Raw genomic sequence first — 21,419 nt, 5'->3', positions numbered from 1 at the left:
GGGTGGGCGGCCGTAGCCGCCCACCCGGCACGACGACGTCGATCAGTCGGCGACGCCGACGCCGGGGAACTCGAGCTTGCCGGAGAGCCAGTTCTCCAGGCCCACCACCTTGTCGCTGTACGCGACGTTGCTGTAAGGGAAGTAGAGGACGACGTCGAGGGCGTCGGTGGTGATCTGGGCCGACAGTTGCCGGGCCAGTCCCTGCCGCTGTGTCTCGTCGGTGGTGGCCAGCAGGTCCTGGTAGAGGGCCGTCACCTCCGGCGTGGTCACCTTGCCCGGGTTGGCGAAGCCGTTCTCGGCGAAGACCAGACCGACCGTCTGTGACGGGTCCGGCCGACCGGTCCAGTTGATCGCTCCGGCGTCGCCCTGGCCTTCGACGTAGAACGAGTTGGCGAAGTTGACCGTTTGGGTGATCTCGACGTTGAGACCCACCTCCGCCAACTGCGCCTGCAGTGCCTCGGTCAGCTGGGTGTACGCGGGGGCGTTCTGGTTGATGAACTCCAGGGTGTGGCCCTCGGGTACGCCGGCCTCGTCCAGTAGTTGCCGGGCCCGCTGCGGATCGTAGGGGTACAGGTCGGCGACGGACTCGTCGTGGGCGAAGTATCCGCTGGGGAACGGCTGGACCGCCGGTTCACCGAGATCGAACAGCAGCCCGCTGACCAGGTCCTCACGGTTGATCGCATGGTTGATCGCCTGCCGTACCCGCACGTCGTCGAGGTACTCGCGGGACAGGTTGAGCTGCAGGTGGTAGAACTGCAGCACCGGGGCGGAGTCCACCACCAGACCGGCCGACTCGGCTGCGGCGACGTTCGCCGCGTCCAGGATGGTGGCGTCGATCGAGTCGGTCCGCAGCGCGTTGAGCCGTTGCTGGGAGTCGGTGATGCTGGTGAACTCCATCCGGGCGGCGGCGGCCGCGTCCGGGTCCCAGTAGTCGGGGTTACGCTCGTATGTCGCGCTGGAGCTCGGCTGGTACTCGGTGACCTGGTACATCCCGGTGCCCACCGGGTTGCGGGCCAGGTCGGCGTCGAACGCGGCCGGGCTGGCGATGGCTCCGGCGCGGTCGGTCAGGATGAATGGCAGGGCACTGTTGACGGCATTGAGGTTGAGGTCGACGTGTGTGTCGTCGACGATCTCGACCGAGTCGATGACGGCGAGTTCGCTGGCGACGGCCGACCCCTCCACCGTCTTCGCCCGGTCGATGTTGGCTTGCACGGCCGCGGCGTCGAATGGGGTGCCGTCGTGGAAGCTGACGTTCTCCCGCAGGGTCAGCGACAGGGTGAGCCCGTCGTCGGAGAAGGACCATTCGGTCGCCAGGCCGGGAACGAGTTCGGCCGACGAGTTGAGGTGGATGAGCCGGTCATATACGGGAAAGAGCCAGACGTTGTTGCCGGCTCCGGGTGATTTGTGCGGGTCAAGGGTGTCGATTGGCAGGGTGTCTGCGAAGCGGAAGGTGGCGTCGGGGTTGGCAGTGGCGCCATCCGATGGGCTACTGTCCGTGTCCGTGTCACCGCCTGACGAGCAGGCGGCAGTCAGGATCACCGCAACGCCAATCACCGCCGCGTGACGCCACAACCTGGTGTGGGCCTTCTGCATGCTGGCCTCCGTCGACGTCTTCGTTGGTGTTGACGAAGCCTTGCACTTCACGTTTGTTAACGCAAGAGGTCAACGCTGAAACAAGCCCGCGACGAACGGCCGGGCCGCTAGGACCCGGACGCGCAGGTGTGGCCGGCATCGGCCGGCGGGGGTCGGGCAGCGCCCGGGTCAGCCCGGCGGGTGCCGCGCGAGCATCAGGACCAGCGGACGAACACCGCCGCCGACTACTCCGTCGCGCGGGACAGGGCCACGAGCGATCAGCTGATCGCTCGCAGATGCCGGCCGGACTGCCGGCCCGACTCCGTCATCGCAGCGACCAGGTCCTCCCGGGCCCGGGCGACCCGGGAGCGGATGGTCCCAACCGGGCAGTCGCAGACCACGGCGGCCTCGGCGTAGCTCAACCCGAGCACCTGGGTCGCCACGAACGCCTCCCGGCGGTCGGCGGCCAGGCCGGCGAGCAGTTGACGCAGCGCCACAGCCTCTTCGAAGCGTGGACCGGCGACCGCTGCTTCGGCCACCGCCTGCCAGTCGGCCAGGTCGGCGACCCGGGGCCGCACCACGACAGCGCGGATATGGTCGACGGCGACCCTCCGGGCGATGGACAGCAGCCAGGTACGCGCACTGGACCGCCCAGCAAAGCGCGGCAACGACCGCATCGCCCGCAGGAACGTCTCCTGGGCAAGGTCCTCCGCCTCGGTGGCGTCCACCAGATGCGCGAGGAACCTCTGCACCTGACCCTGGGTGGCCCGGACGAACGACGTGGCGGCCGCCCGGTCACCGTCGCGGGCCGCCAGGGCCCAACGGGTGATCTGGGCGTCGTCCGGTGCGGCGTGCGGCATGACTGGAAGGGTATCCGGGAAGGCTCCCCCGCCGTAGTCCGCCCCGCCCGGCGGTGCCGGCCGTCCGGCCCCACCCCGGTGGGAACTGTCCCGGCGGGCGGGCCGACTATTGACATGTGGGGTGCGTGGACTTTCGTGAGCTGTTGTCGGCCGAACTCGACGGGGAGACCGACGCCGCCGAATCGGCTGCGGCGCGGGACCATCTGACCGGCTGCGCCGGGTGCCGGGACTGGTACGCCGACGCCGCCGTGGTCACCGGCCTCGCCCGACGTACCGGTCCGGAACCGGTCGGCACCGTCGACGAGTCGGTGCTCGACGCACTCGCGCCACCCCGACGGCTGACCGCCGCCCGGGTGGCCCTACTGCTGCGGTACGCCCTCGGCGTGCTCGGAATCGCGCAGTTCCTGCTCGGGGCAGCCCAGATCGGCGGCGTCGCCGACGGCCATCTGCATGTGCCCGATCCGGTCGGTGGAACCGCCCCCAACCACCTGTGGCACGAGTCCGCGGCCTGGAACGTCGCACTCGGCGCCGGCTTCGTGTGGATCGCTGTCCGGCGTACCCGGCCGGCCGGGATGCTGCCGACCCTGACCGCGTTCGTCGCGGTGCTGGCGCTGCTGTCGGTCAACGACGTGATCACCGGGCGGGTCGACTACCCTCGGCTGCTCAGCCACGGCCTGGTCGTCGCCGGGTACCTGCTCATCCTGGCGTTGCGCCGACACGGTGGCGACCCGGACACGTCACCGGGCGAAGCTGGCCGCACCCGGTCACGCTGGCGCGTCGAACTCGACGACGAACCACCGGCGGTCAACCCGACACCGTTGCGGGTGGTCCGGGGCGGCGCGGCCAGCACCCGCCACCGTCGGGACCGGGCGGCCTGACCCCTGTCGGCCCGGGTGCCGTTGATCTGACACCCCGGCCGGACAACCTCCGCTTCCCCTGGCGGGACATGGTGACGACGGAGCAGCCGCCGGCTTCGTCCGGGAGACATCCGCAACGACACCACCGTCCCGCAACGGCCAGGGAGCAGTCATGCCGGCCACCCCGCCCGCCGAGCGTCCGACAAGCGCCCAGATCGTCAACCGGTACCTCGCCGGAGCCCCGATCCGGCGCATCGCCGCCGAACTCGGCGTGTCGTACAGCTACGTGCACCGGCGACTGCACTACTCGGGCGTGCCCATCCGCAGTCGCGGCGGACGCCGCCCAGATCCGACCGTCCATGCTGACCGTACACCTGAGTCTGAGCACAGCGCGGTGAGCGCCGATCAGGACACACTGGACTAGTTCGCGACGCGTACGGTTAATCGTCCTGCCTGGGTCCTAGACTGACGGACGTACCTCCTCCGCCCCTCGAGGTGACTACCCGGTCACCGATCACATTGGTCAGAGAGCAACCATGGTTGACTGCCGAATCCGGCTGGATCCGCCAGGTCGGCTCGTCGCGGAAGGTGCCAAGCAAGTGTCCGCTTCACCGCTACACGACCAGGGAGACAATGGTGACTTCCCGCAGCCGACGAGAGCACATACTCCACCGGGCTGGCGCGCTGTTCGCCAGCCGAGGCGTCGCCGGCACGACCGTTCGCGAGATCGCCGACGACGTGGGCATCCTCTCCGGTAGCCTCTACCACCACTTCGAATCCAAAGAAGCGATGGTCGACGAGATCATCTCCAGCTACCTCGCCGACCTACGCGCCCGCTACCAGCAGATCCTTGACGGGCCGGACGGGCCGGACGACCAGCTGCGGCAGCTCATCCGCGCCTCGCTCGAGTGCGCCGCCAGCCACCCGCACGCCACCGAGATCTACCAGAACGACGCGAACTACCTGCGCGGCCTGCCCCGGTTCGGCTACCTCAAGGGCGTCGCCAAGGAGGTGGAGAGCGTCTGGCTCACCGTCATCGACGCCGGACGCCAAGACGGCACCCTGCGCTCCGACATCGACCCGAAGACCTTCTACCGGCTCACCCGCGATGCCGTGTGGCTCACCGTGCGATGGTTCAGGCCGGGCGGCAAGTACTCGCTCAACCGGCTGATCACCGACTGCACCACCCTCTTCCTGGACGGCATCGCCGCACGCCGCTGATCAGCGGCGCTACGGCCGGCCCGGCGATGCATCGCGGTCCACTGGGTGGTTGAGCAACGCTCCCACCCGCCGCTGCAGTTTCGACGCCGGTCGGCCGATCCAGCTCTTATGTTCCACTGCAGACACTCCTTTTAATGAGTAGCTGATGGACGATCGCGCTCGTCGGCTGGTCGTTGCCCGCACAGTCTCTATGGCTTCCTAGGAAGCTGGGTTACCGCCCCTTGCCCGCCGATGCCGTCCGCGCCCGCCCTCCTCGACGCCGCTCGGCCAGCGAACTCCCCGCCCGACCGGCGTCAGCCAACCGCGAAACATCACGGAGAGTCGTCAAACCACTTCGCCGAGGCGGTGTCAGTCGTGCGATCAATCATCGGGCCGGTACGTCGACGCATGCCAGCTGCGAGGTCGCACCGGTACGGAGAAACACGACAGTGCATGGTCCTCGGAAGCGTGTTCACGCCGAGTCATGTCGATCCGGTCCTCGGCGACGCGGCAGGAATCCTGTGATATCCGGCGGAGCGCCCGACCAGCTTTCCTGATCGTCGGGAAGACGACGCGACTCGGTCTCCCCCGCCTCCTGGTCCGCAATATCCGAATAGGCACCAGGCATTGACCCCTGCCGCACCCGGTCATCGGGGAAGTATCGTCGGCCGAGCAACGTCACGACCTGTCCCGGCGATCAGAGGCAGCTCCCAATAATGCGGTACGAGTTCCGGTGAGCGGCACGGGCCGCAGCTCGCGCCTGCCGCCGGCCGGTACGGCGCGCACCGTGACGGCGTACCGGCGAGGTGATCCGATCTGGATTCACCGTACCGGGGCCTGGCGGCCCGGAGTGGTGCTCAACCTGTCCGACACCGCGGTCACCGTCCGGTACCGGGTCACCGGCGCGGAGGGCACCGGCGTGGACACCGTGGTGCTCGGCCGCCCCGAACTGGCGCCCCGCGCCGACCGGCGGCCACCACCCGAGCCCGTGCGGACCGCCCGAGCGGCGAGGCCAGCGACCGTGCCGGGTCCATCGAACGGACGCACCATGACACCGTCCTGCCGGCCGGAACGCGATCCGCCCCGGCGTCCCCAGCGCCAGCCGGCAGGACGCCTCCGGCCTCAGCCGGCCGGTCGACCCGCCCCGCCGGCCAGCGGGCCCGTGGTCGATCGACGGGTCTCCGACGGCGTGATCGAGCTGCGGGTCCTGGTCCGCTCGCCGGGCGACCGGCCTGCCGAACTGCCGCTGCGCTGCGCCGTGGACCGGCGAACCGGCACGGTCGCGCTGCGGCTACCCGACGGCCGCACCGGACAGTTCGACCTCACCCTGGCGCGGGCGGCCAGCATGATCCTGCACGAAGCGGTGCTGGCCTGCCTCGACCCGCAGGAACTGCGCCTGTGGATTCAACGGTGACCACGACCGGCATCCGCGCCGCTGTGCTGGTCCGCGGAGATGACCAGCTGTGCCCGACCCGGTTCCGCCGAGGTCACCGTCACGGTCAGCGGACCGACCCCCGCCGTCTGCCCGACCGGGATGTAATGGGGCTGTCCGGCGTAGACCACGGTCACCGATCCGGCGACGAGATCCCGGAATTCCATCTGGTGATCGAAAATCTCCACACTTGCAGTTTCGGTTGTTTTGACGGCGACTGTACAACTGTTGTTGCGGCATTTCGCGCTGGTCGCGCCGCAGGCGCTCAGACACAGCAGTAGAACAAGGAGGACCCCGGCATGTCGGGCCGTTCGTGACGGGCGCATGCCATCGACGATCACATCTGTCCGCGACGATCGGACCCGGCCAGGCCGTAGATGGCACTTTACCGGGAGACCACCGGGCGATCAGCCGACGACGAGCAGCAGGACGACACTCATCACGGACCCGAACACACCGACCGAGCCGATCACGGTCGCTGCCAGCGCCCTGGCCCGCTGACCTGGAACCCGTCGGCCCGGGCCCGCCAGAACGATCGCTGCGACAGCGAATACCGCGCCGGCGCCGTAGCAGGCGGCGAATGGCAGCGACGCGACGGCCATGATCAACGCGGCAGAGGTACGCCCGGCCCAGGCCCGGTCGGCGACGGACGAACCGACGACGGGCGTACGAGGATCCCAGTGGAACCGCCGCGGCAGATCGGTCAGTTGCGCGGCGAGCTCCCCCGACGTCGTCGCCGCGGTCGCCTCGACCAGTCGCCGCTCGTACTCGGTGAGGTCCAGATAGCCCTCACCGAGCGCCCGGGCGAGCAGCTCGACGACGTAGTTGCGCTGCGCGTCACCGACCCGCTCGTCACCAGCCCGCTCGTTGACCCCGTCGCCGCCTTCCACAGTGTTTCCGAGGCTACCCCATCTGACGGTCTCCGCAGGTCGCGCTGGACCAGCGGGCCACGATCCCCCATCATGGCTACGTTCGGTACACGATCCGACACGGATGACTGACTGCGGGGGTCCGTCGGCATGACGCCCAGGGGTGTCAGGACGTGGCCGCTGCTGGTGGTCGCGGTCGCACTCGCCGCGCTCGGCGCGGCGATCGGCGGGATGCTGGCCCTGACGTACCGCCCCATCGGGCTGGCGTACCTGGACGTGCTGACCCGTTGCCCGCCCTCGGCCAGCGACCCGGCGATGTGCCTGACCGAGGCGACCTGGGCGGTCGGTGCGCTGATGACCTCAGGAGCGGCGATCGCGCTCGGCAGTGGGCTGGCCGGGACGCTGGTCTCGACGGTGTGCGCCCAACGCCGGATCGCCCGGCTGCCCTCGGCCCACCCGATGGCCGAGGCGCGTTTCGAGGAACTCTGCCGGCAGCACCGGTTAGTCGGTGCCGACCGGCCCCGGTTGCGGATCGGCGGCCATCGGACGGGCAGCACCGCCGGTCCCGGCCAGCGGGCGGCGGTCGTGCTGCCGGCGGCGGCGGTCCGTCAACCGTTGGTTCCGGTGGTGTTCGACCCGCTGGTCCGCGCCGAACTTGACCGGATCGCCTCGGGCCAGAGCGCTCGCCGCGCCGTGCTGCGCGGCTGGCCGTGGCTCCTGACTTCAGTGAGCGCCGCACTGGCCGCAGTGGCCGCGTTCACCGGCCCGGGGCTCGGCGCGCCTGCCGGGTCGACGACCCGCGTGCTGCTGCTGACCGCCGCCGTCGCCGGCCTGACCGTCGGATCACGCAGCGGCCCGGGCGCTACGTGCGGTGCCCGGACAGTGGCCTGGTGTGCCGTGCCAGCTGCCGGGGTAGCCGCCGGTGCGGGAGGCCAGGCCGGGGCGTCCATCCTGTGGCACCTGGCACCGGCCACTGGAGATCGGCTGGTCGCCGGTGCCGCGTTGGCACCCGCCCTGCTGGTCCTGGCCTGCCTGCTGCCGGCGCTGACCGCCAGACGACCGGGCGCGACCGGATCGCCGGGCCCAGCTGCCGTCCCGGCGACGTTGGCCGGAGTCGTCGCCGGCCTGCTCGCCTTCCCGGTGGGCACCGCGGCCCCGCCGAATCTCGCCGCGCCGCTGCTGGTCCAGCCGTCGCCCGCCGTTCCGGACAGCGGATCCGACCCGGACCGCGCCCGCCGTGCCCGTCCGGATGACCCGAGGACCGCCGGCCCGGTCCCGATCGACACGACCGCGGCGAACCGGGCCGCCCGAGCCGTCGAGCCCGTGCTCGGCCCGGCATGGCGGGCGGATCCGCTCCCGGCACCGCCACCGGCCGGGAGCCGTCCGGCCGGCTGTCAGCCGTCGATCGTCAACGACTATCTGCGTCGGGCGGCCGCCGGACGTACCGGCCGGGGCGTGGCGCGCTACGCGACGCGGGCCACACCGGGCGGCGGTGGGCTCGGCCGCACCACCCTGCAGATCGACGTCGTGTCGTACGGGCCGGATGCGATGTCCTCGGCACGGCCGGTGGAGATGGTCTTCGCTGCGGTCGAACGAGCCGGCGCGGCCTGTCGGGAGTTCATCGACGGACGGTCCGGGCTACGGGTCCAGTCGCTGACCCGTACGGCACCGGCCGTCGGCGACCGCGCCTGGCGGATAGATCTGGTACGGACGTTGGGCCGCGGTGCCGGACGGGTCACCGCGACGACCGCGCTGGCTGTCGTACAGGTCGAAACCACGCTGGTCGTGGTGTCGATGACCGCGTCGCTGGCCGTCGTCGACGGGGAGCTGTTCGAGCAGGCCATGCGGCGGACGGTGGCCGTACTGGTGGCCGAGCGGTGAGCCGGGTCCAGCTCGTCGGCGGGCCCAGCTCGTCGGATCGGGCACGTCCCCGGTCAGGGCGTCACCGGGACGGTCCGTCGCCAGGCGTCGATGATCTGCACCGGCCGCATGCCCTCGGCGAGGTACAGGCGCAGCGCCGGCCGCCGGGGGTCGGTATCGACGTGCAGGAAGGTGCCCCGCCGGTGGTCGGCGGCGTCGGCGGCGAACGCCCGGCGCAGCAGCAGGCGACCCAGGCCGCGCCCCTGCCATTCGGGTCGGACCGCGAGCAGCCGTACGTAGCCGCTCTGCTCGTCGGCCACGAAGGCGTGCGACCGCAACACCATCGCGGCCGGGACGCCGTCCAGGTACGCGACCTCGCCAAGCGACCAGTCGTGGTCACTGTGCGACTCGAGATGCCCGACCCAGTCGGGGTAGGCCTTGGCCGCGAAACCGAAGTGGTCGGCGAAGGCGGCCTGGTGCACCGTCCATGCCTGGTGACGGGCCTCGGGATCGTCACCGGTGCCGCGGATCCGCACGCCGTCGGGTTCCCTGGGGTCGACCCTCGGGCTCGCCGGGTCGTGCCGGACGAACAGCCGGTTGAACACGGTCGCCACCGAGAAGCCGAGCTCGGCCAGCCGTCCGGCCGTGGCAGTGTCCTCCCGGTAGCAGCCGGCGTCCAGCACGGCGCGGGAATGGCCCAGTTCGGCGGCGATCGCGACGGCGCGACGTTGGGCCTGGTACCAGAGCCAGTCGCCGACCGCCGGCTCGGTGTCGAGATGGTACGCATCGACGTCGACGGTGTCACTGCTCCCCTTGCGACACGCCCAACCCCAGCCGACCGCCACGCCACCCGGGTCGTGCACCAGCCAACCGTCCCGCGTCGGGTCGAAGTCCGGACCGGCGAGGTCGTCGGCGACCTCGTCGAGGGTGTAGTCGGGCCGGCCGATGACCGCGGTATTGCAGGTGGCGATCACCTGCAAGACGGCTGGTGCGTCATCGGGCCCGGCGGGCCGCTGGGTGTATCCAGCAGGAAGTGACGGAGCCTCGGTGGTCGCAGTCATCGGGCGATTGTCGGGCAGGCCGGCACGCCGGCACGAGCGAATTTCAGCTGACCCGGCAAAACCAGATTCGGACTTATAGGGGAGCTTTAGATGGTTAGATGCTTATGCCGGTTATTGGGTTTTCGTCTGGAGCGTGGGAGACATGGCGAACACACTGGTGGTGATCGTCGGCCAGGGATACGTCGGCCTGCCCGTGGCGATGCGCGCCGTAGCGGTCGGACACCTGGTCGTCGGGCTGGACACCGACGCCGAGCGGATCCGGATGCTGCGCGCGGGCACCTCGTACGTCGAGGATGTCACCGACGCCGAGCTACACGCCGCATTGGGCAGCGGCCGCTACACGGCGACCACTGACTACGCCGCAGCCGCAGGATTTGACACCGCGGTGATCACCGTGCCGACGCCGTTGCGTGACGGAGCACCCGACCTGCGGTACATCGAGCAGGCGGCCCGGTCACTCGCCGAGCAGCTCACTCCCGGCGCGACCGTGATCCTGGAGTCGACGACCTACCCCGGCACCACCGACGAGTTTCTCCGGCCACTGTTGGAGAAGCGCAGCGGTCTGCAGGCCGGGCTCGACTTCCACCTCGGGTACAGCCCGGAGCGCATCGACCCGGGCAACCGCGAATGGACCTTCGTCAACACACCGAAGGTGGTCTCCGGGATCACCCCCGAGTCGTTGCGGTCGGTGCAGGCGTTCTACGACGGTCTGGTGGACCGGACCGTGGCGGTCGCCGGCACCCGGGAGGCCGAGACCACCAAACTGCTGGAGAACACCTTCCGACACGTCAACATCGCCCTGGTCAATGAGCTGGCGGTGTACGCGCACATGCTCGGCATCGACATCTGGGACGCGATCGACGCCGCCAGCACCAAGCCGTTCGGCTTCCTGCGGTTCACCCCGGGCCCGGGCGTCGGTGGGCACTGCCTGCCGGTGGACCCGTCCTACCTGTCCTGGGAGGTCAAGCGGACTCTCGGCCGCAACTTCCGGTTCGTCGAACTCGCCAACGACGTGAACAACTACATGCCGATGTACGTCGTGGAACGGTTGACCAGCGCGATGAATCGGCGCAGCCAGGCGTTGCGGGGCGCGCGGGTGCTGCTCATCGGGCTGGCGTACAAGCGCAACAGCGGCGACTGTCGCGAGTCCCCGGCGGTCCGCGTCGCCGAACTGCTGCACCTGGCCGGCGCGCAGCTGCACGTCGTCGACCCGCACCTGCGCCCGGAGCAGATGCCGGCCTTCGTACAGGCGGTGCCGCTCACCGTCGACCAGGTCGAAGCCGCTGACGCGGTGGTCGTGCTGGCCGACCACGACGACATCGACTACTCCCTGCTCGACGATGCGCCGCTGGTGCTGGACACCCGCCGGAGGCTGGCCGCCACCGCCGGCACGGAACTGCTGTGACCCGTCCCCGCCGGCTACGCAGCCGGCGGGGACGCTGACCCGGTCAGCTCGTCGGGGCGTGTTCCCGCGCCCGGGCCGCCGGCGCCACCGGCGTCGGGCGACCGGCCATCCGGACGGCACGGTAGAACATCGCCCGTCGGGGTGCCACGAGCTCGGTGCGGTAGCCGCGGGACCGGACCAGACCGGCCGCCGCCACCTCGACCATCCGCTGCGGCTGGGTCAGCAGCCGCCGGACCACCTCGGCCAGCGCCGCCGGACCACCGGTGGTGACCAGACAGTCCGCCTCGAACAGGTCCGGCGCGCCCACCGCCGCGACGGCGACCACGGGCAGACCCCGGGCCATCGCCTCGACCACTACCGGGGAGCGCACGTCGACGGAAGTCGGCGACACGAACACGTCGGCGGCGTCCAGCCAGGACCGCACCTCGGCGGCGGGACGCTCGCCGGCGATGACGACCCGGTCGGTCAGTCCCAGCCGGGCCGCGCGGCGTTCGAGCCGCAGCCGGGACCGGCCGTCGCCCAGGTGCACCAGGTCCGCCCGGATGCCGTCGTCAGCCAGCCGACGCATCGCCGCCAGGACGACGTCGACGCCGTGCCGGCAGCGGTCGAGCGTCCCGGCCGAGATCAGCGTCACCGGACCGCCGGGCGCCGACGGGACGCGGGGCTCGCAGACGAACGCGTCGGCCCGCAGGTCGACGTCCGGGTAGTTGGCGGCGACGGTGTGCGGACCTGGCGGACATCGCAGCTGCAGCGAAGTTCCGGTGGTGTAGGCCACGGCGGTGGCATCCCGGCACTGCTCCCGCAGTCGGCGCGCCGCTCGGTGAACGCGCCAGCGGCGCACCGGGTACGTCGCCACCGGACCGTCGAACATGTCGTGCGGGTCTGCGACGACCTCGACCGCGTAGCCGCGGTGCCAGCGACGCAAGATCGGTACGAGCAGGCCGGTGGCCGGTGACGGGCTCCGCAGGATGACGGCGTCGACGTCGTCCACCCCGTACCGCAACGACCGGCGCAGCGCCGCACGACCCGGCAGCAGGCCGCAGGCGCCGCGACCGCACGGCAGCGGCCAGATCTCCACTCCCGCGCCGTCCACCCGGGACGCGCCGGTCGGCGGTAGCGGTACGTCGGTGACCTCGGCGAGCAGTCGGACCCGGTCGAAGGCCGACAGATACCGGGTCCAGAAGGCGTGCGCCGGCCCGTTCACCGTCCACACGGCGCCGTCCGGTGTGCGTTGGAACCGGTGCTGGGTACTGACCGCGACGGTGCCCATCGCGGAACCTGGCGAGTTCTCCACTGTGCTCCCCATCAGCCGGTAGTCAGAGTCAGGTGCCGGCGCGGCGCCCGCCGACAGCGGTCCGTGCAGGTCAGCCGACCGACGCTGCGGCCGGCCGGCGGCGGGACACCGGCTGACGCCCGCCGGTCGCCTCGACCAGGTCGGCCACCACCCGGGCACAGTCACCGCTGTCGAACCGCTGCTCGATGTGTTCCCGTGCTGCCGGTGGACGCCGGGCGAGCCGACCGGACCGGAACTCCGCGTGTGCACCGCGCAGCGCGGTGGCGAGTGCCTCGACGTCACCGGTCGGGACCACCCAACCGCTGTCCCGGTTGACCGTCTCCGGAAGTCCGCCGGCGTCGGACACGACGGAGGGCACTCCGCAGGCTCCGGCTTCCAGCGCCGCGCCGTGGTTCTCCGACCGCGACGGGCTGACGCTGATGTCCGCGGCAGCGTAGTACTGCCGCACGTCGATGACTCCGGCAAACCAGTCGACGGTCGGATCGGCCGCCACGTCGAAACGTCGCACCAGCTCCCGGCGGTGCTCCTCACCGGCCACGTCCCAGCCCTCACCGACCAGGACCAGCCGGGCGCGGGGGCAGTCGCGGGTGAACGAGCGCCACGCCGCCAGCAGCACATCGTGACCTTTGATGCCGGTCCCCCGGTGCACCATCGACTTGGGCGCGTACACGTACGCCACCATGATCACCACGAACACATCGGCCGAAAGGCCCAGCCGCCGACGTGCAGCGGCCCGGGTGGCGGCGTCCGCCGGGCGGAACTGCCGGGTGTCCACCCCGTACGGCACCACCGCCAGTGCGTCGCCGCGACGCCCCAGGGACCGGTACAGCTCGGCGGTGTGTGCACTGCCGGCGATCACGAGGTCGTCCAGCCGGGCCAGGAAGCGCTCCGCGGCGCGGATCGGCGTCGACTCCAGAAAGAGCGGACCGGGCACCATGAAGATCCTGGCGGCGTCGAGCCCGAGCAGGCTCAACCGGACCGCCAGCGCCGCGTGGTAGTGGTGGTAGTGCACCACATCCGGCCGCAGCCGACGCAGTAGCCGACGCAGCGACCACAGCTGCACGGCCGTGGCCAACGTCGGACGGAACCGGAACCGGAACGGCGAGTCGATCATCGGTACCCCGGCCCGGCGCAGTTTCTCGCGCAACCGGCCCGGACCGGCAGGCAGCACCACGATCACCTCGTTGCCACGCCGGCGCAGCTCCTCGACCTGGGGCACGATCCACCGGCCGCCCTCAGCGGTCTTGAGTATCACGACCACCCGCATGCCCGATGCCTTCCTCGATACCGACGACCCCCGACGCGACCGCCAACGGACCCTCATCGCGCGGGCACCCCCTTGACCACCGCACCGGGCGGCACGTCACGTACGACGCAGGCTCCGGCGCCGATCGTCGCTGCGGCACCGACGCTGCGGCCCTGAAGAATCGCCGCCGTCGTCCCCACCAGGACGCCCTCGTCCAAGGTGCATGAGCCGGAGACGGCTGCCAGCGGTCCCACCGAGCCGTAGTCCGCGACGGTCGTGTCATGGCCGACCACGCCGTTCTGGTTGATGTGCACGTGCCGGCCGAGCGTCACGTCGGTGGTCACCCTGGCACCGGCGAACAGCACCGAACCCGCGCCGATCCGGCTGTCCGGACCGACCGTGGCGCTCGGATGGATCAGGGTGGCGGCGACCAGCGGGGCCGCCGCCGGTCGGGCGGCGTCAATCCGCCGGCCGACCGCACGGCGGTATGCCGGCAGGCCGATCCCGATCACGTACGCGGGCGGGTCGCTCTGCCCGGTCAGCCAGTCCACCGCGCCGAGCAGCGCGGTACCGAGCCGGTCGAGGCGTTCCTTGTTGGCCGGGCTGGGATCGTCGTCGACGAACCCGACCACCCGCCAGGACGGTGCCGGGCCGGCCCGGTTGACGGCTTCGACGATGCCGAACAGTTCACGGCCGTGCCCGCCGCAGCCGACGATCACCAGGTCCCGGGCGCTCATCGGCCGCTCCGGTCACCGTCGAGGAACGCCTCGATCGCCGCGAGCACCCGGCCGATCTGCTCCTCGGTCAACGACGAGCCGCTGGGCAGGGCCAGCCCGGTCGCGAAGAGCCGGTCCGCCGCGCCGGTGAGGATCCGCGGCGCGGCGGCGAAGACCGGCTGCCGGTGCATCGGTTTCCAGACCGGCCGGGTCTCGATCCGCCGGTCAGTCAGGTAGCGGCCCAGTTCGGCGGCGTCCCAGCCGGCCTCGGCCGGGTCGACGACGATTACCGTGAGCCAGGCGTTGCCGCCGAGGTCCGCCTCGTCACCGAGATCGCCGAGCAGGCGCACCCCCGGGACGCCGGCGAAGGTCTTCGCGTACCGCTGACGGGTCTCCCGGCGGTGGGTGACCATCGAGTCGAGACGGTGCAGTTGCGCCCGACCCAGCGCGGCGAGCAGGTTGCTCAGCCGGTAGTTGTAGCCGATGTCGGTGTGTTCGTAGTGGGCCACCGGCTGGCGTGCCTGGCTGGCCAGGTAGCGGCACTGATGGGCGATCGCCGCGTCGTCGGTGACTACCATCCCACCCCCCGAGGTTGTCATGATCTTGTTTCCGTTGAAGGAGAAGACCCCGGCCCGGCCGAAGCTGCCGGCGGGCCGATCGCGCAGGCAGGCACCGAGCGCCTCCGCCGCGTCCTCCACGACCGGCAGTCCGAACGTGGCGCACAACGGGACGATCTCGTCGTAGTCGGCGCAGCGGCCGAACATGTCGACCGGCACCACCGCGCGTACCGGCGGCTGACCGGGCTCCGGCCGGGTGAGCGCCTCGGCCAGCAGATCGACGTCGACGTTGCCGGTTCGTGGATCGCAGTCGACGAAGACCGGCTGGGCACCGGTGTAGACGATGGCGTTGGCGGTGGCGACGAAGGTCAGAGTGGGTACCGCCACCGCCTGGCCCGGCCCCACCCCGAGGGCCAGCAGGGCCAGATGCAGGCCGGCGGTCGCCGAGTTGACCGCGACCGCGTGAGCGACCCCGACCCGCCGGGCCAGCTCCTGCTCGAAGGCGTCCACCTCCGGGCCGGACGGGGCCACCCAGCCGGAGCGCAGCGTCCGGACCAGGAACTCCTCTTCGAGCGGGCCGACGTCCGGCGGGGACAGGTAGATCTGCCGGGTCATCGCGCGGCTCCGGCGAAATGTCCAGGTCGCGGGCTACGCTGACCTGGTCGTGGCCGGGTCGGTGGCCGCGACCGACTGGCCGGCGCGGTCCGGCGGCCGGTCGCGGACACACCGGATTGGCTGGCATTGATGACCACTGATCGGTTCACCATCCTGTTCGTGTGCCGGGCGAACATCTGCCGCTCGCCGCTGGCGGAACGGCTGACCCGGTACGCCGTGCAGACCCGGCTGGGCGCGGACCGGGCCGACGTCGTCGCGTACAGCGCCGGCACCGAAGCGCTGGTCGGCCAGCCGATGCATCCGCACACCGAGCGGGTCCTGCGGGAACGCCAGGCCGACCCGGACGGGTTCGCCAGCCGGCAGGTGGACGCCGCCATGCTGACCCGCGCGGATCTGGTGCTGACCGCCAGCCGCCGGCACCGGGCGTACTGCGTCGCGCTGGCCCCGGCCACGCTGACCCGCACCTTCACCGTCCGCCAGTTCGGACGGCTGGCCAACGCCGCGGTCCTGCCCCCGACGACCTCGCCGCCGGACGTCGCGGACCGGGCCAGGTCGCTGGTGACCGCTGCGGCGGCCGCCCGCAGCCGGGTCCAGCCGGTCTCCGCCGAACAGGACGACCTCGCCGACCCGGTGCTGCGGCCGGTCGGGGACTTCCGGGTCTGCGCCAGCCAGATCGGCCAGACCGTCGACATCCTGCTGGACGTCATCACGAAGTCTTGACCGGTACGCCGGCGTCCGCCGTCCGGCCCTCGGCGGTCTCGGTGGTGTCGGGAGCCGCGACCGCCTGACGCTGCCGGGCCGGAGCGGCCGGGTTCGCGGACCGACGCCGACGGCCGTGCTCGTGGTAGTAGTAGTTGTAGGCGCCACTGCGGTGCGGCGTCATGTTCAACACGCAGCCGAGCAGCCGGGCGTCCACCGCGCGCAGCGCGGCGACCGCCGCCCGCAGGTGCGTCTCGGTGGTCTTGGCGCACCGCCCCACCACGATCACACCGTCCACCTGGGCGGCGATCGGCGCCGCGTCGGTGACCGGCACCAGCGGCGCGGTGTCCACGATGACCACGTCGAACCGTGCCCGCAGCGTGGCGAGCAGATCCGCCATCTGCTGCGAGCCGAGCAGCTCGCTCGGATTCGGCGGAATGAAGCCACTGGGCAGCAGAGTCATGCCGCTGTCCCCCCAGGGTTGCAGCACGTCGTCGAGTTCGGCCTGCCCGGCGAGTACGCTGGTCAGCCCGACGGCGCCCTCCATGTTCAGGTAGGAGGCCGCCTGAGGCCGGCGCAGGTCCGCCTCCACGAGCAGCACCGAGTTGCCCGCTTCGGCGAAGGTCAACGCCAGGTTCGTCGCGGTGGTGGTCTTGCCCTCCTCGGGCATCGCGCTGGTCACCACCAGGCTGCGCACCGGCTTGTCGACGTCGGCGAACTGCAGGTTGGTCCGCAGCTGCCGGAACGCCTCCGCCCGTGGCGAGTGTGCCTGCCGGCCGATGATCAGCGGATCGCGGCGGGCCGCGTTGTCCAACGGGATCGTGCCGAGTACCCCGGCCGCGGTGACGTCGCGCATCTGATCGATGGTGCGGACTGTGTTGTCGAGCATCCCGCGCAGCAGTGCCAGGCCGATTCCGCTGAGCAGCCCGAGGAACAGCCCCAGGCTGATGTTGCGCACCGGTTGCGGCGCGACCGGCGCCGGGTTGAGCAGCGGGCCGGCGATCACCTCGACCTTGATGGCCGGTCGGTCAGCGCCCGGTGAGGTCTCCAGCTGCTGGACCAGGCGGACGAACTCAGCGACGATCGCCTCGGCGATCTGCTCCGAGCGGTTCGGTGAGCTGTCGGTCACCGTCGCCTGCAGCAGGACCGTGTCCGGCACCGGGCGGGCGCTGACCCGCGACTGCACCTCACCGGCGGTCAGGCCGAGGCTGTGCCGGTCGACCACGGTCTCGGCGAGCCGGCTGCTGGTAAGCAGACCGCTGTAGGACTTGACCCGCTGCTGGGAGAAGAGCCCGCCCTGGTACGCGTCGGTCACCCCCTGGCTGCTGGAGGTGGAGACGAAGAAGGTGACCGAGGTGGCGTACTGCGGGGTGGTCCGGACATTGATCAGTACGGCGGCACTGACCGCGACGGTCACCGCAGCGAGTACCCAGAGCCATCGCTTCCGCACCGCGTCGAAGTAGTCACGCAGTTCCATCGGTACGGCCTCCAAAAATCCTGCTCCGTCATGGTCAGCACCATCTTGTACCAATCTGCACTGGCTAAGGAGGTTTTCTGGTCAAATAGTGGCATTACCGCAGTCTCCACACCGCATGGACGAGACCGCAGGCACCGCCGGCCGGACCAGCGGTGCCCGTACGCCGACTGAACGGGGCTGGAATGCAGACATCGACCCGACCCGCAGACACCACCACCCGCCGCAACCGGGAACGCGCCGTCGCACCGATGTGGCTGGTAGACCTCGGCGCCTGGTGCGCCGGCCTGGTCGTCGCCGTCTGGACCCGCTACGAGTTCGCCCTCGCCGGGACACACCTCAACGGCCTGATCCTGGTCATGCTGGCCGCGATCGTGCTGCACACGGTGGTCGGTCACCTCAGCTACCTGTACCGGGACCGGTACCGGCTGGGCAGCTTCGACGAGGTGTGGGTGGTGTCCCGCTGCGTGCTGGCCACCATGGGTCTGCTGCTGCTACTCGATCTCGCCGCACCACAACGGCCGGTGCCGGCCAGCACACCGCTGGTCGGTGGCTGCCTGGCGCTCGTCCAGATGCTCGGCGTCCGGTACCTGCGCCGGCTGCACCGGCAACGGCGCCGCCGACCCGCCGGCCGGGACATCCAGCGGGTGCTGCTGTTCGGCGCCGGCGCCGCCGGCCAGTCGCTGCTCCGGGCGATGCTGGACGAGCCGAGCGGGCGGTACCTGCCGGTGGGCCTGCTCGACGACGACCCGGCGAAACGGCAACTACGGCTCAGCGGGGTACCGGTACTGGGCAGCCGGCAGGACATCCCGGCCGTCGCCGCCCGTACCGGTGCCACCACCGTCGTCGCCGCGGTCGCCAACGCCGACGCCGCGCTGATCCGGGAAGTACGCCACCTCGCGAACCAGGCCGGCGCCAGGTTCAAAGTGGTCCCGTCGGTCGGCGAACTGCTGGAGAACGAACCGGCCGTAACCGACCTGCGCGACCCCGACTTCACTGACCTGCTCGGCCGGCACCAGATCGAGACCGACCTCGACTCGATCGCCGGCTACCTGACCGGAAAACGGGTGCTGGTCACCGGGGCCGGCGGCTCGATCGGCTCGGAGCTGTGCCGACAGATCCAGCGGTTCCAGCCCGGCGAGCTGATGATGCTCGACCGCGACGAGTCCGCACTGCACGCCGTACAGCTGTCGTTGCGCGGCCGGGCACTGCTGGACAGCCCGGACCTGATCCTCGCCGATCTGCGCGACAGCGAGACGATCCGGCAGATCATGCGCGCCCGGCGCCCCGAGGTGGTCTTCCACGCCGCCGCGCTCAAACACCTCACACTGCTGGAGCGTCACCCGGGTGAGGCCGTCATGACAAACGTGTGGGGAACCCAGACCCTGTTGGAGGCAGCATCCGGTGTGGAGCGGTTCGTGAACATCTCCACCGACAAGGCCGCCGACCCGACCAGTGTGCTCGGCTTCTCCAAGCGGATCACCGAGCGGCTCACGGCCTTCGCGGCCGGCGCCAACCAGGGTACGTTCCTCAGTGTCCGGTTCGGCAACGTGCTCGGCAGCCGCGGCTCGGTGCTGCACGCGTTCCTCGCCCAGGCGGCGGCCGGCAAGCTGATCACCGTCACCGACCCGGACGTGACCCGGTACTTCATGACCATCCAGGAAGCGGTGCAACTGGTCATCCAGGCAGCCGCGATCGGGCGCGACGGCGAGTCGCTGGTGCTCGACATGGGCGAACCGGTGCGGATCGCCGACGTCGCCCGCAGCATCGCCGAGCAGTACGACAACCCGGTCAGGATCATCTACACCGGGCTGCGCCCCGGCGAAAAGCTGCACGAGGACCTGCTCGGCGCCGGCGAGCCGGACAACCGGCCACTGCACCCGTTGATCTCTCAGGTCCCGGTGCCGGCGCTGGACCCGGTGCACGTGCACCTGCTCGACCCGTACGGCCGACCGGACGATCTGATCGACGACTTGGCCGCGCTCTGCGCGCCGCACCGGCCACCGGTCGGTGCGGGGCACCGGCCACCGGTCGGTGCGCGGCGGCAGCGGGGCACCGTACGGGCCGGCGCGGTCGGTACGGACGGCGACGGCGGTCTGCCGGCACCGGACGACCCGAACGGCACACCGATCGCGAGCCAGAACGGGTCCACCGGGGCGGTCTGACCGATCGGCGGCCGCTCAGGGTCACCTCGACGCGCCCGGCCCGATCGTCGGCCAGACCGCCTCCACCTCGCCGCCGCGTACCGCCGTCACCTCGCCGAGGCCGGCGAACACCATGCAGACGTGGTTCGGAACGACCTGCACCCGCTGCCCGACCGTGAGCGGACTCGGCTGCCCCGGACCGGCCCACCGCAGCCAACCGTGCTCCTCGGAAAGCCGGTCGATCCGCCAACCCGGCAGCCCCACCAGCAGCCCGTGGCCACCGTAGGCATCGACATGCGCCGACGCCGGCAGGCCGTCCTGGCCGAACGTCTTCGACCCCGCGTCGATGCAGGCCCGGTGCGGCTCCGGATGACTGACCACGGTGGCGAGGACCCGCACCGCGCAGGTCGCCACGGTGGCGTTACCGAGCGCGATCTGCCCCAGGTCGTTGAAGGCGTAGATGCCGGGCCGGATCTCGGTCACCCCGGGCTCGGCCACCACGGTCCGGGCGGAAGCGGAAGCACCGAGCGACACCGTCGACAGGGTCAGCCCGGCCGACCGGATCGCGGCCGCGGTACCCACCATGACACCGGCCGCCTCCTGTGAACGCCGGGTCAGATCCGCACGGTCGGTCGCCGCGTACACCGATCCCTCGTACGTCATCACCCCGGTCAACCGGACGCCGGGCAGCTCGGCGATGTCCCAGGCGATCCGCGCGGCATCCGCCGGCGCCACCCCACACCGGCCCAGACCACTGTCGACAATCAGCAGTACGTCCAACAGCCGCCCGGCAGCGGCAAACGCCTCCCCCAGCGTCCGGGCACCGGCGACGCTGTCCGCGCCGACGGTCAGCTCACAGCCCTGCGCCAACCGTACGGCGCGTTCGGCCTTGTCCCGGCCGACCAGCGGATAGGCCACCGTCATCCGGGTCACCCCGGCCGCGGCGAACGCCTCGGCCTCACCGAGCTTCGCCACACAGATGCCGTCCGCCCCACGATCCAGCTGCATCGACGCGAGCCGGGGCACCCGGTGGGTCTTGGCGTGCGGCCGCAACCCCACCTGATGCAGTTGGCACAGCCCGGCCATCTCATCGAGGTTGCGCTCCAGGACGTCGAGGTCGAGCAGCAGATTGGGAGTCTCCAGGCCGGCCGGTACGGCGAACAGGTCCGGCGTGGCGGTCTGCGGGCGGGTGTCGGTGGTCACGGCGTCTCCGGCAGTCGTCGTCGCGGTACGGGCGTCTCCGTCGCCCATCCTGCCGTACCGCGATGGTCAAGCGACGACCTCGCAACGTGGTGTCGCGCTCACCCGCGTCGCAGCGCACCCGATCCGCGCGTTGTCGCCAACCGTGCCACCGGCGAGCACGGTCGCATAGTCATCGAGCCACGGGCACCGGCAAGGCCGGAATCTCACCGCCGCCCCGGCGCCACGGCGACGGCCTGGATCTCGATGAGCAGGTGTGGGTGCGGCAGTTGGTGGACGGCGACGGTGGTGCGGGTGGGTCCGGTGTGGTCGAAGTGTTCGGCCCAGACCTGGTTGTAGCCGCCGAAGTCGTTCATGT

The 21,419-nt window shown here is 71.1% G+C and carries 20 protein-coding genes; 8 read left to right on the top strand and 12 right to left on the bottom strand.

Annotation, left to right across the window (positions count from 1 at the left end; genetic code table 11):
- Positions 1-42: 42 nt before the first annotated feature.
- On the bottom strand, positions 43-1,593 hold the full coding sequence (locus ACFHWT_RS09280) for an ABC transporter substrate-binding protein (protein ID WP_416594191.1): 1,551 nt from the start codon (positions 1,591-1,593) through the stop codon (positions 43-45).
- 257 nt (positions 1,594-1,850) lie between these two features.
- Positions 1,851-2,432 carry a sigma-70 family RNA polymerase sigma factor gene (locus tag ACFHWT_RS09275; protein WP_416594190.1) on the bottom strand — a complete coding sequence of 194 codons (582 nt, stop codon included), beginning with the start codon at positions 2,430-2,432 and terminating at the stop codon, positions 1,851-1,853.
- A 125-nt stretch (positions 2,433-2,557) separates the two neighbouring features.
- Between ACFHWT_RS09275 and ACFHWT_RS09270 the strand changes: the two genes are divergently transcribed.
- The 4 genes from ACFHWT_RS09270 to ACFHWT_RS09255 all read left to right on the top strand — a co-directional run bounded on the left by ACFHWT_RS09270 (position 2,558) and on the right by ACFHWT_RS09255 (position 5,903).
- Positions 2,558-3,310, top strand: a complete 753-nt coding sequence (locus ACFHWT_RS09270; protein WP_416594189.1) for a zf-HC2 domain-containing protein — start codon at positions 2,558-2,560, stop codon at positions 3,308-3,310.
- Between the two features lie 151 nt (positions 3,311-3,461).
- A complete protein-coding gene (locus tag ACFHWT_RS09265) occupies positions 3,462-3,713 on the top strand; it encodes a helix-turn-helix domain-containing protein (RefSeq protein ID WP_416594188.1) in 252 nt (83 codons plus the stop codon).
- Between the two features lie 212 nt (positions 3,714-3,925).
- Positions 3,926-4,510 carry a TetR/AcrR family transcriptional regulator gene (locus ACFHWT_RS09260; protein ID WP_416594187.1) on the top strand — a complete coding sequence of 195 codons (585 nt, stop codon included), beginning with the start codon at positions 3,926-3,928 and terminating at the stop codon, positions 4,508-4,510.
- Positions 4,511-5,222: 712 nt separating this feature from the next.
- Positions 5,223-5,903, top strand: coding sequence for a hypothetical protein (locus tag ACFHWT_RS09255; protein WP_416594186.1), 681 nt, complete (start codon positions 5,223-5,225; stop codon positions 5,901-5,903).
- Here the strand turns inward: ACFHWT_RS09255 and ACFHWT_RS09250 are convergent.
- Positions 5,894-6,247 carry a hypothetical protein gene (locus tag ACFHWT_RS09250; RefSeq protein WP_416594185.1) on the bottom strand — a complete coding sequence of 118 codons (354 nt, stop codon included), beginning with the start codon at positions 6,245-6,247 and terminating at the stop codon, positions 5,894-5,896. The genes ACFHWT_RS09255 and ACFHWT_RS09250 overlap by 10 nt on opposite strands.
- An 81-nt stretch (positions 6,248-6,328) precedes the next feature.
- Positions 6,329-6,811 (bottom strand): DUF1707 SHOCT-like domain-containing protein, encoded by a 483-nt coding sequence (locus ACFHWT_RS09245; protein WP_416594184.1) that lies wholly within the window; start codon positions 6,809-6,811, stop codon positions 6,329-6,331.
- A gap of 129 nt (positions 6,812-6,940) precedes the next feature.
- Here ACFHWT_RS09245 and ACFHWT_RS09240 point away from each other — a divergent pair, with 129 nt between their 5' ends.
- On the top strand, positions 6,941-8,671 hold the full coding sequence (locus tag ACFHWT_RS09240; protein WP_416594183.1) for a hypothetical protein: 1,731 nt from the start codon (positions 6,941-6,943) through the stop codon (positions 8,669-8,671).
- A gap of 53 nt (positions 8,672-8,724) precedes the next feature.
- On the opposite strand, the gene ACFHWT_RS09235 is transcribed toward ACFHWT_RS09240, so the two are convergent.
- Positions 8,725-9,711, bottom strand: a complete 987-nt coding sequence (locus ACFHWT_RS09235; protein ID WP_416594182.1) for a GNAT family N-acetyltransferase — start codon at positions 9,709-9,711, stop codon at positions 8,725-8,727.
- A 142-nt stretch (positions 9,712-9,853) separates the two neighbouring features.
- Between ACFHWT_RS09235 and ACFHWT_RS09230 the strand changes: the two genes are divergently transcribed.
- Positions 9,854-11,116, top strand: coding sequence for a nucleotide sugar dehydrogenase (locus ACFHWT_RS09230; protein WP_416594181.1), 1,263 nt, complete (start codon positions 9,854-9,856; stop codon positions 11,114-11,116).
- Positions 11,117-11,159: 43 nt separating this feature from the next.
- Here ACFHWT_RS09230 and ACFHWT_RS09225 read toward each other — a convergent pair whose 3' ends face one another.
- Genes ACFHWT_RS09225 through ACFHWT_RS09210 form a run of 4 tightly spaced genes read right to left on the bottom strand, consistent with a single transcriptional unit; the run spans position 11,160 to position 15,544 of the window.
- The gene (locus ACFHWT_RS09225; protein ID WP_416594180.1) at positions 11,160-12,422 is read right to left on the bottom strand and encodes a glycosyltransferase; all 1,263 of its coding nucleotides are present in this window, start codon (positions 12,420-12,422) and stop codon (positions 11,160-11,162) included.
- Between the two features lie 58 nt (positions 12,423-12,480).
- On the bottom strand, positions 12,481-13,677 hold the full coding sequence (locus tag ACFHWT_RS09220; protein ID WP_416594179.1) for a glycosyltransferase: 1,197 nt from the start codon (positions 13,675-13,677) through the stop codon (positions 12,481-12,483).
- Between the two features lie 53 nt (positions 13,678-13,730).
- A complete protein-coding gene (locus ACFHWT_RS09215) occupies positions 13,731-14,393 on the bottom strand; it encodes a NeuD/PglB/VioB family sugar acetyltransferase (protein ID WP_416594178.1) in 663 nt (220 codons plus the stop codon).
- Positions 14,390-15,544: a DegT/DnrJ/EryC1/StrS family aminotransferase gene (locus ACFHWT_RS09210; protein ID WP_416594177.1), complete on the bottom strand. Its 1,155-nt coding sequence runs from the start codon at positions 15,542-15,544 to the stop codon at positions 14,390-14,392. The genes ACFHWT_RS09215 and ACFHWT_RS09210 overlap by 4 nt, the downstream gene beginning before the upstream one ends.
- Positions 15,545-15,673: 129 nt before the next feature.
- Here ACFHWT_RS09210 and ACFHWT_RS09205 point away from each other — a divergent pair, with 129 nt between their 5' ends.
- Complete coding sequence (locus tag ACFHWT_RS09205) at positions 15,674-16,264, top strand: low molecular weight phosphatase family protein (RefSeq protein ID WP_416594176.1); 591 nt, start codon at positions 15,674-15,676, stop codon at positions 16,262-16,264.
- On the opposite strand, the gene ACFHWT_RS09200 is transcribed toward ACFHWT_RS09205, so the two are convergent.
- Entirely contained in the window at positions 16,251-17,720 is a 1,470-nt protein-coding gene (locus ACFHWT_RS09200) for a polysaccharide biosynthesis tyrosine autokinase (RefSeq protein ID WP_416594175.1), read from the bottom strand. The genes ACFHWT_RS09205 and ACFHWT_RS09200 overlap by 14 nt on opposite strands.
- 182 nt (positions 17,721-17,902) lie before the next feature.
- On the opposite strand from ACFHWT_RS09200, the gene ACFHWT_RS09195 reads away from it, so the two are divergent.
- A complete protein-coding gene (locus tag ACFHWT_RS09195; RefSeq protein ID WP_416594174.1) occupies positions 17,903-19,882 on the top strand; it encodes a polysaccharide biosynthesis protein in 1,980 nt (659 codons plus the stop codon).
- Between the two features lie 21 nt (positions 19,883-19,903).
- Here the strand turns inward: ACFHWT_RS09195 and ACFHWT_RS09190 are convergent, their stop codons facing one another.
- Both ACFHWT_RS09190 and ACFHWT_RS09185 read right to left on the bottom strand, forming a co-directional pair.
- Positions 19,904-21,064, bottom strand: a complete 1,161-nt coding sequence (locus ACFHWT_RS09190) for an alanine racemase (RefSeq protein WP_416594173.1) — start codon at positions 21,062-21,064, stop codon at positions 19,904-19,906.
- Positions 21,065-21,267: 203 nt separating this feature from the next.
- A partial coding sequence (locus ACFHWT_RS09185; RefSeq protein ID WP_416594300.1) for a RidA family protein occupies positions 21,268-21,419 on the bottom strand: 152 nt, incomplete at its 5' end.

This window comes from Micromonospora sp. LOL_021 (genome assembly GCF_048060215.1).
Lineage (GTDB): Bacteria > Actinomycetota > Actinomycetes > Mycobacteriales > Micromonosporaceae > Micromonospora_E.
The sequence above is the reverse complement of the archived record's forward strand: the minus strand, read 5'-3'. Positions and strand labels throughout refer to the sequence as shown.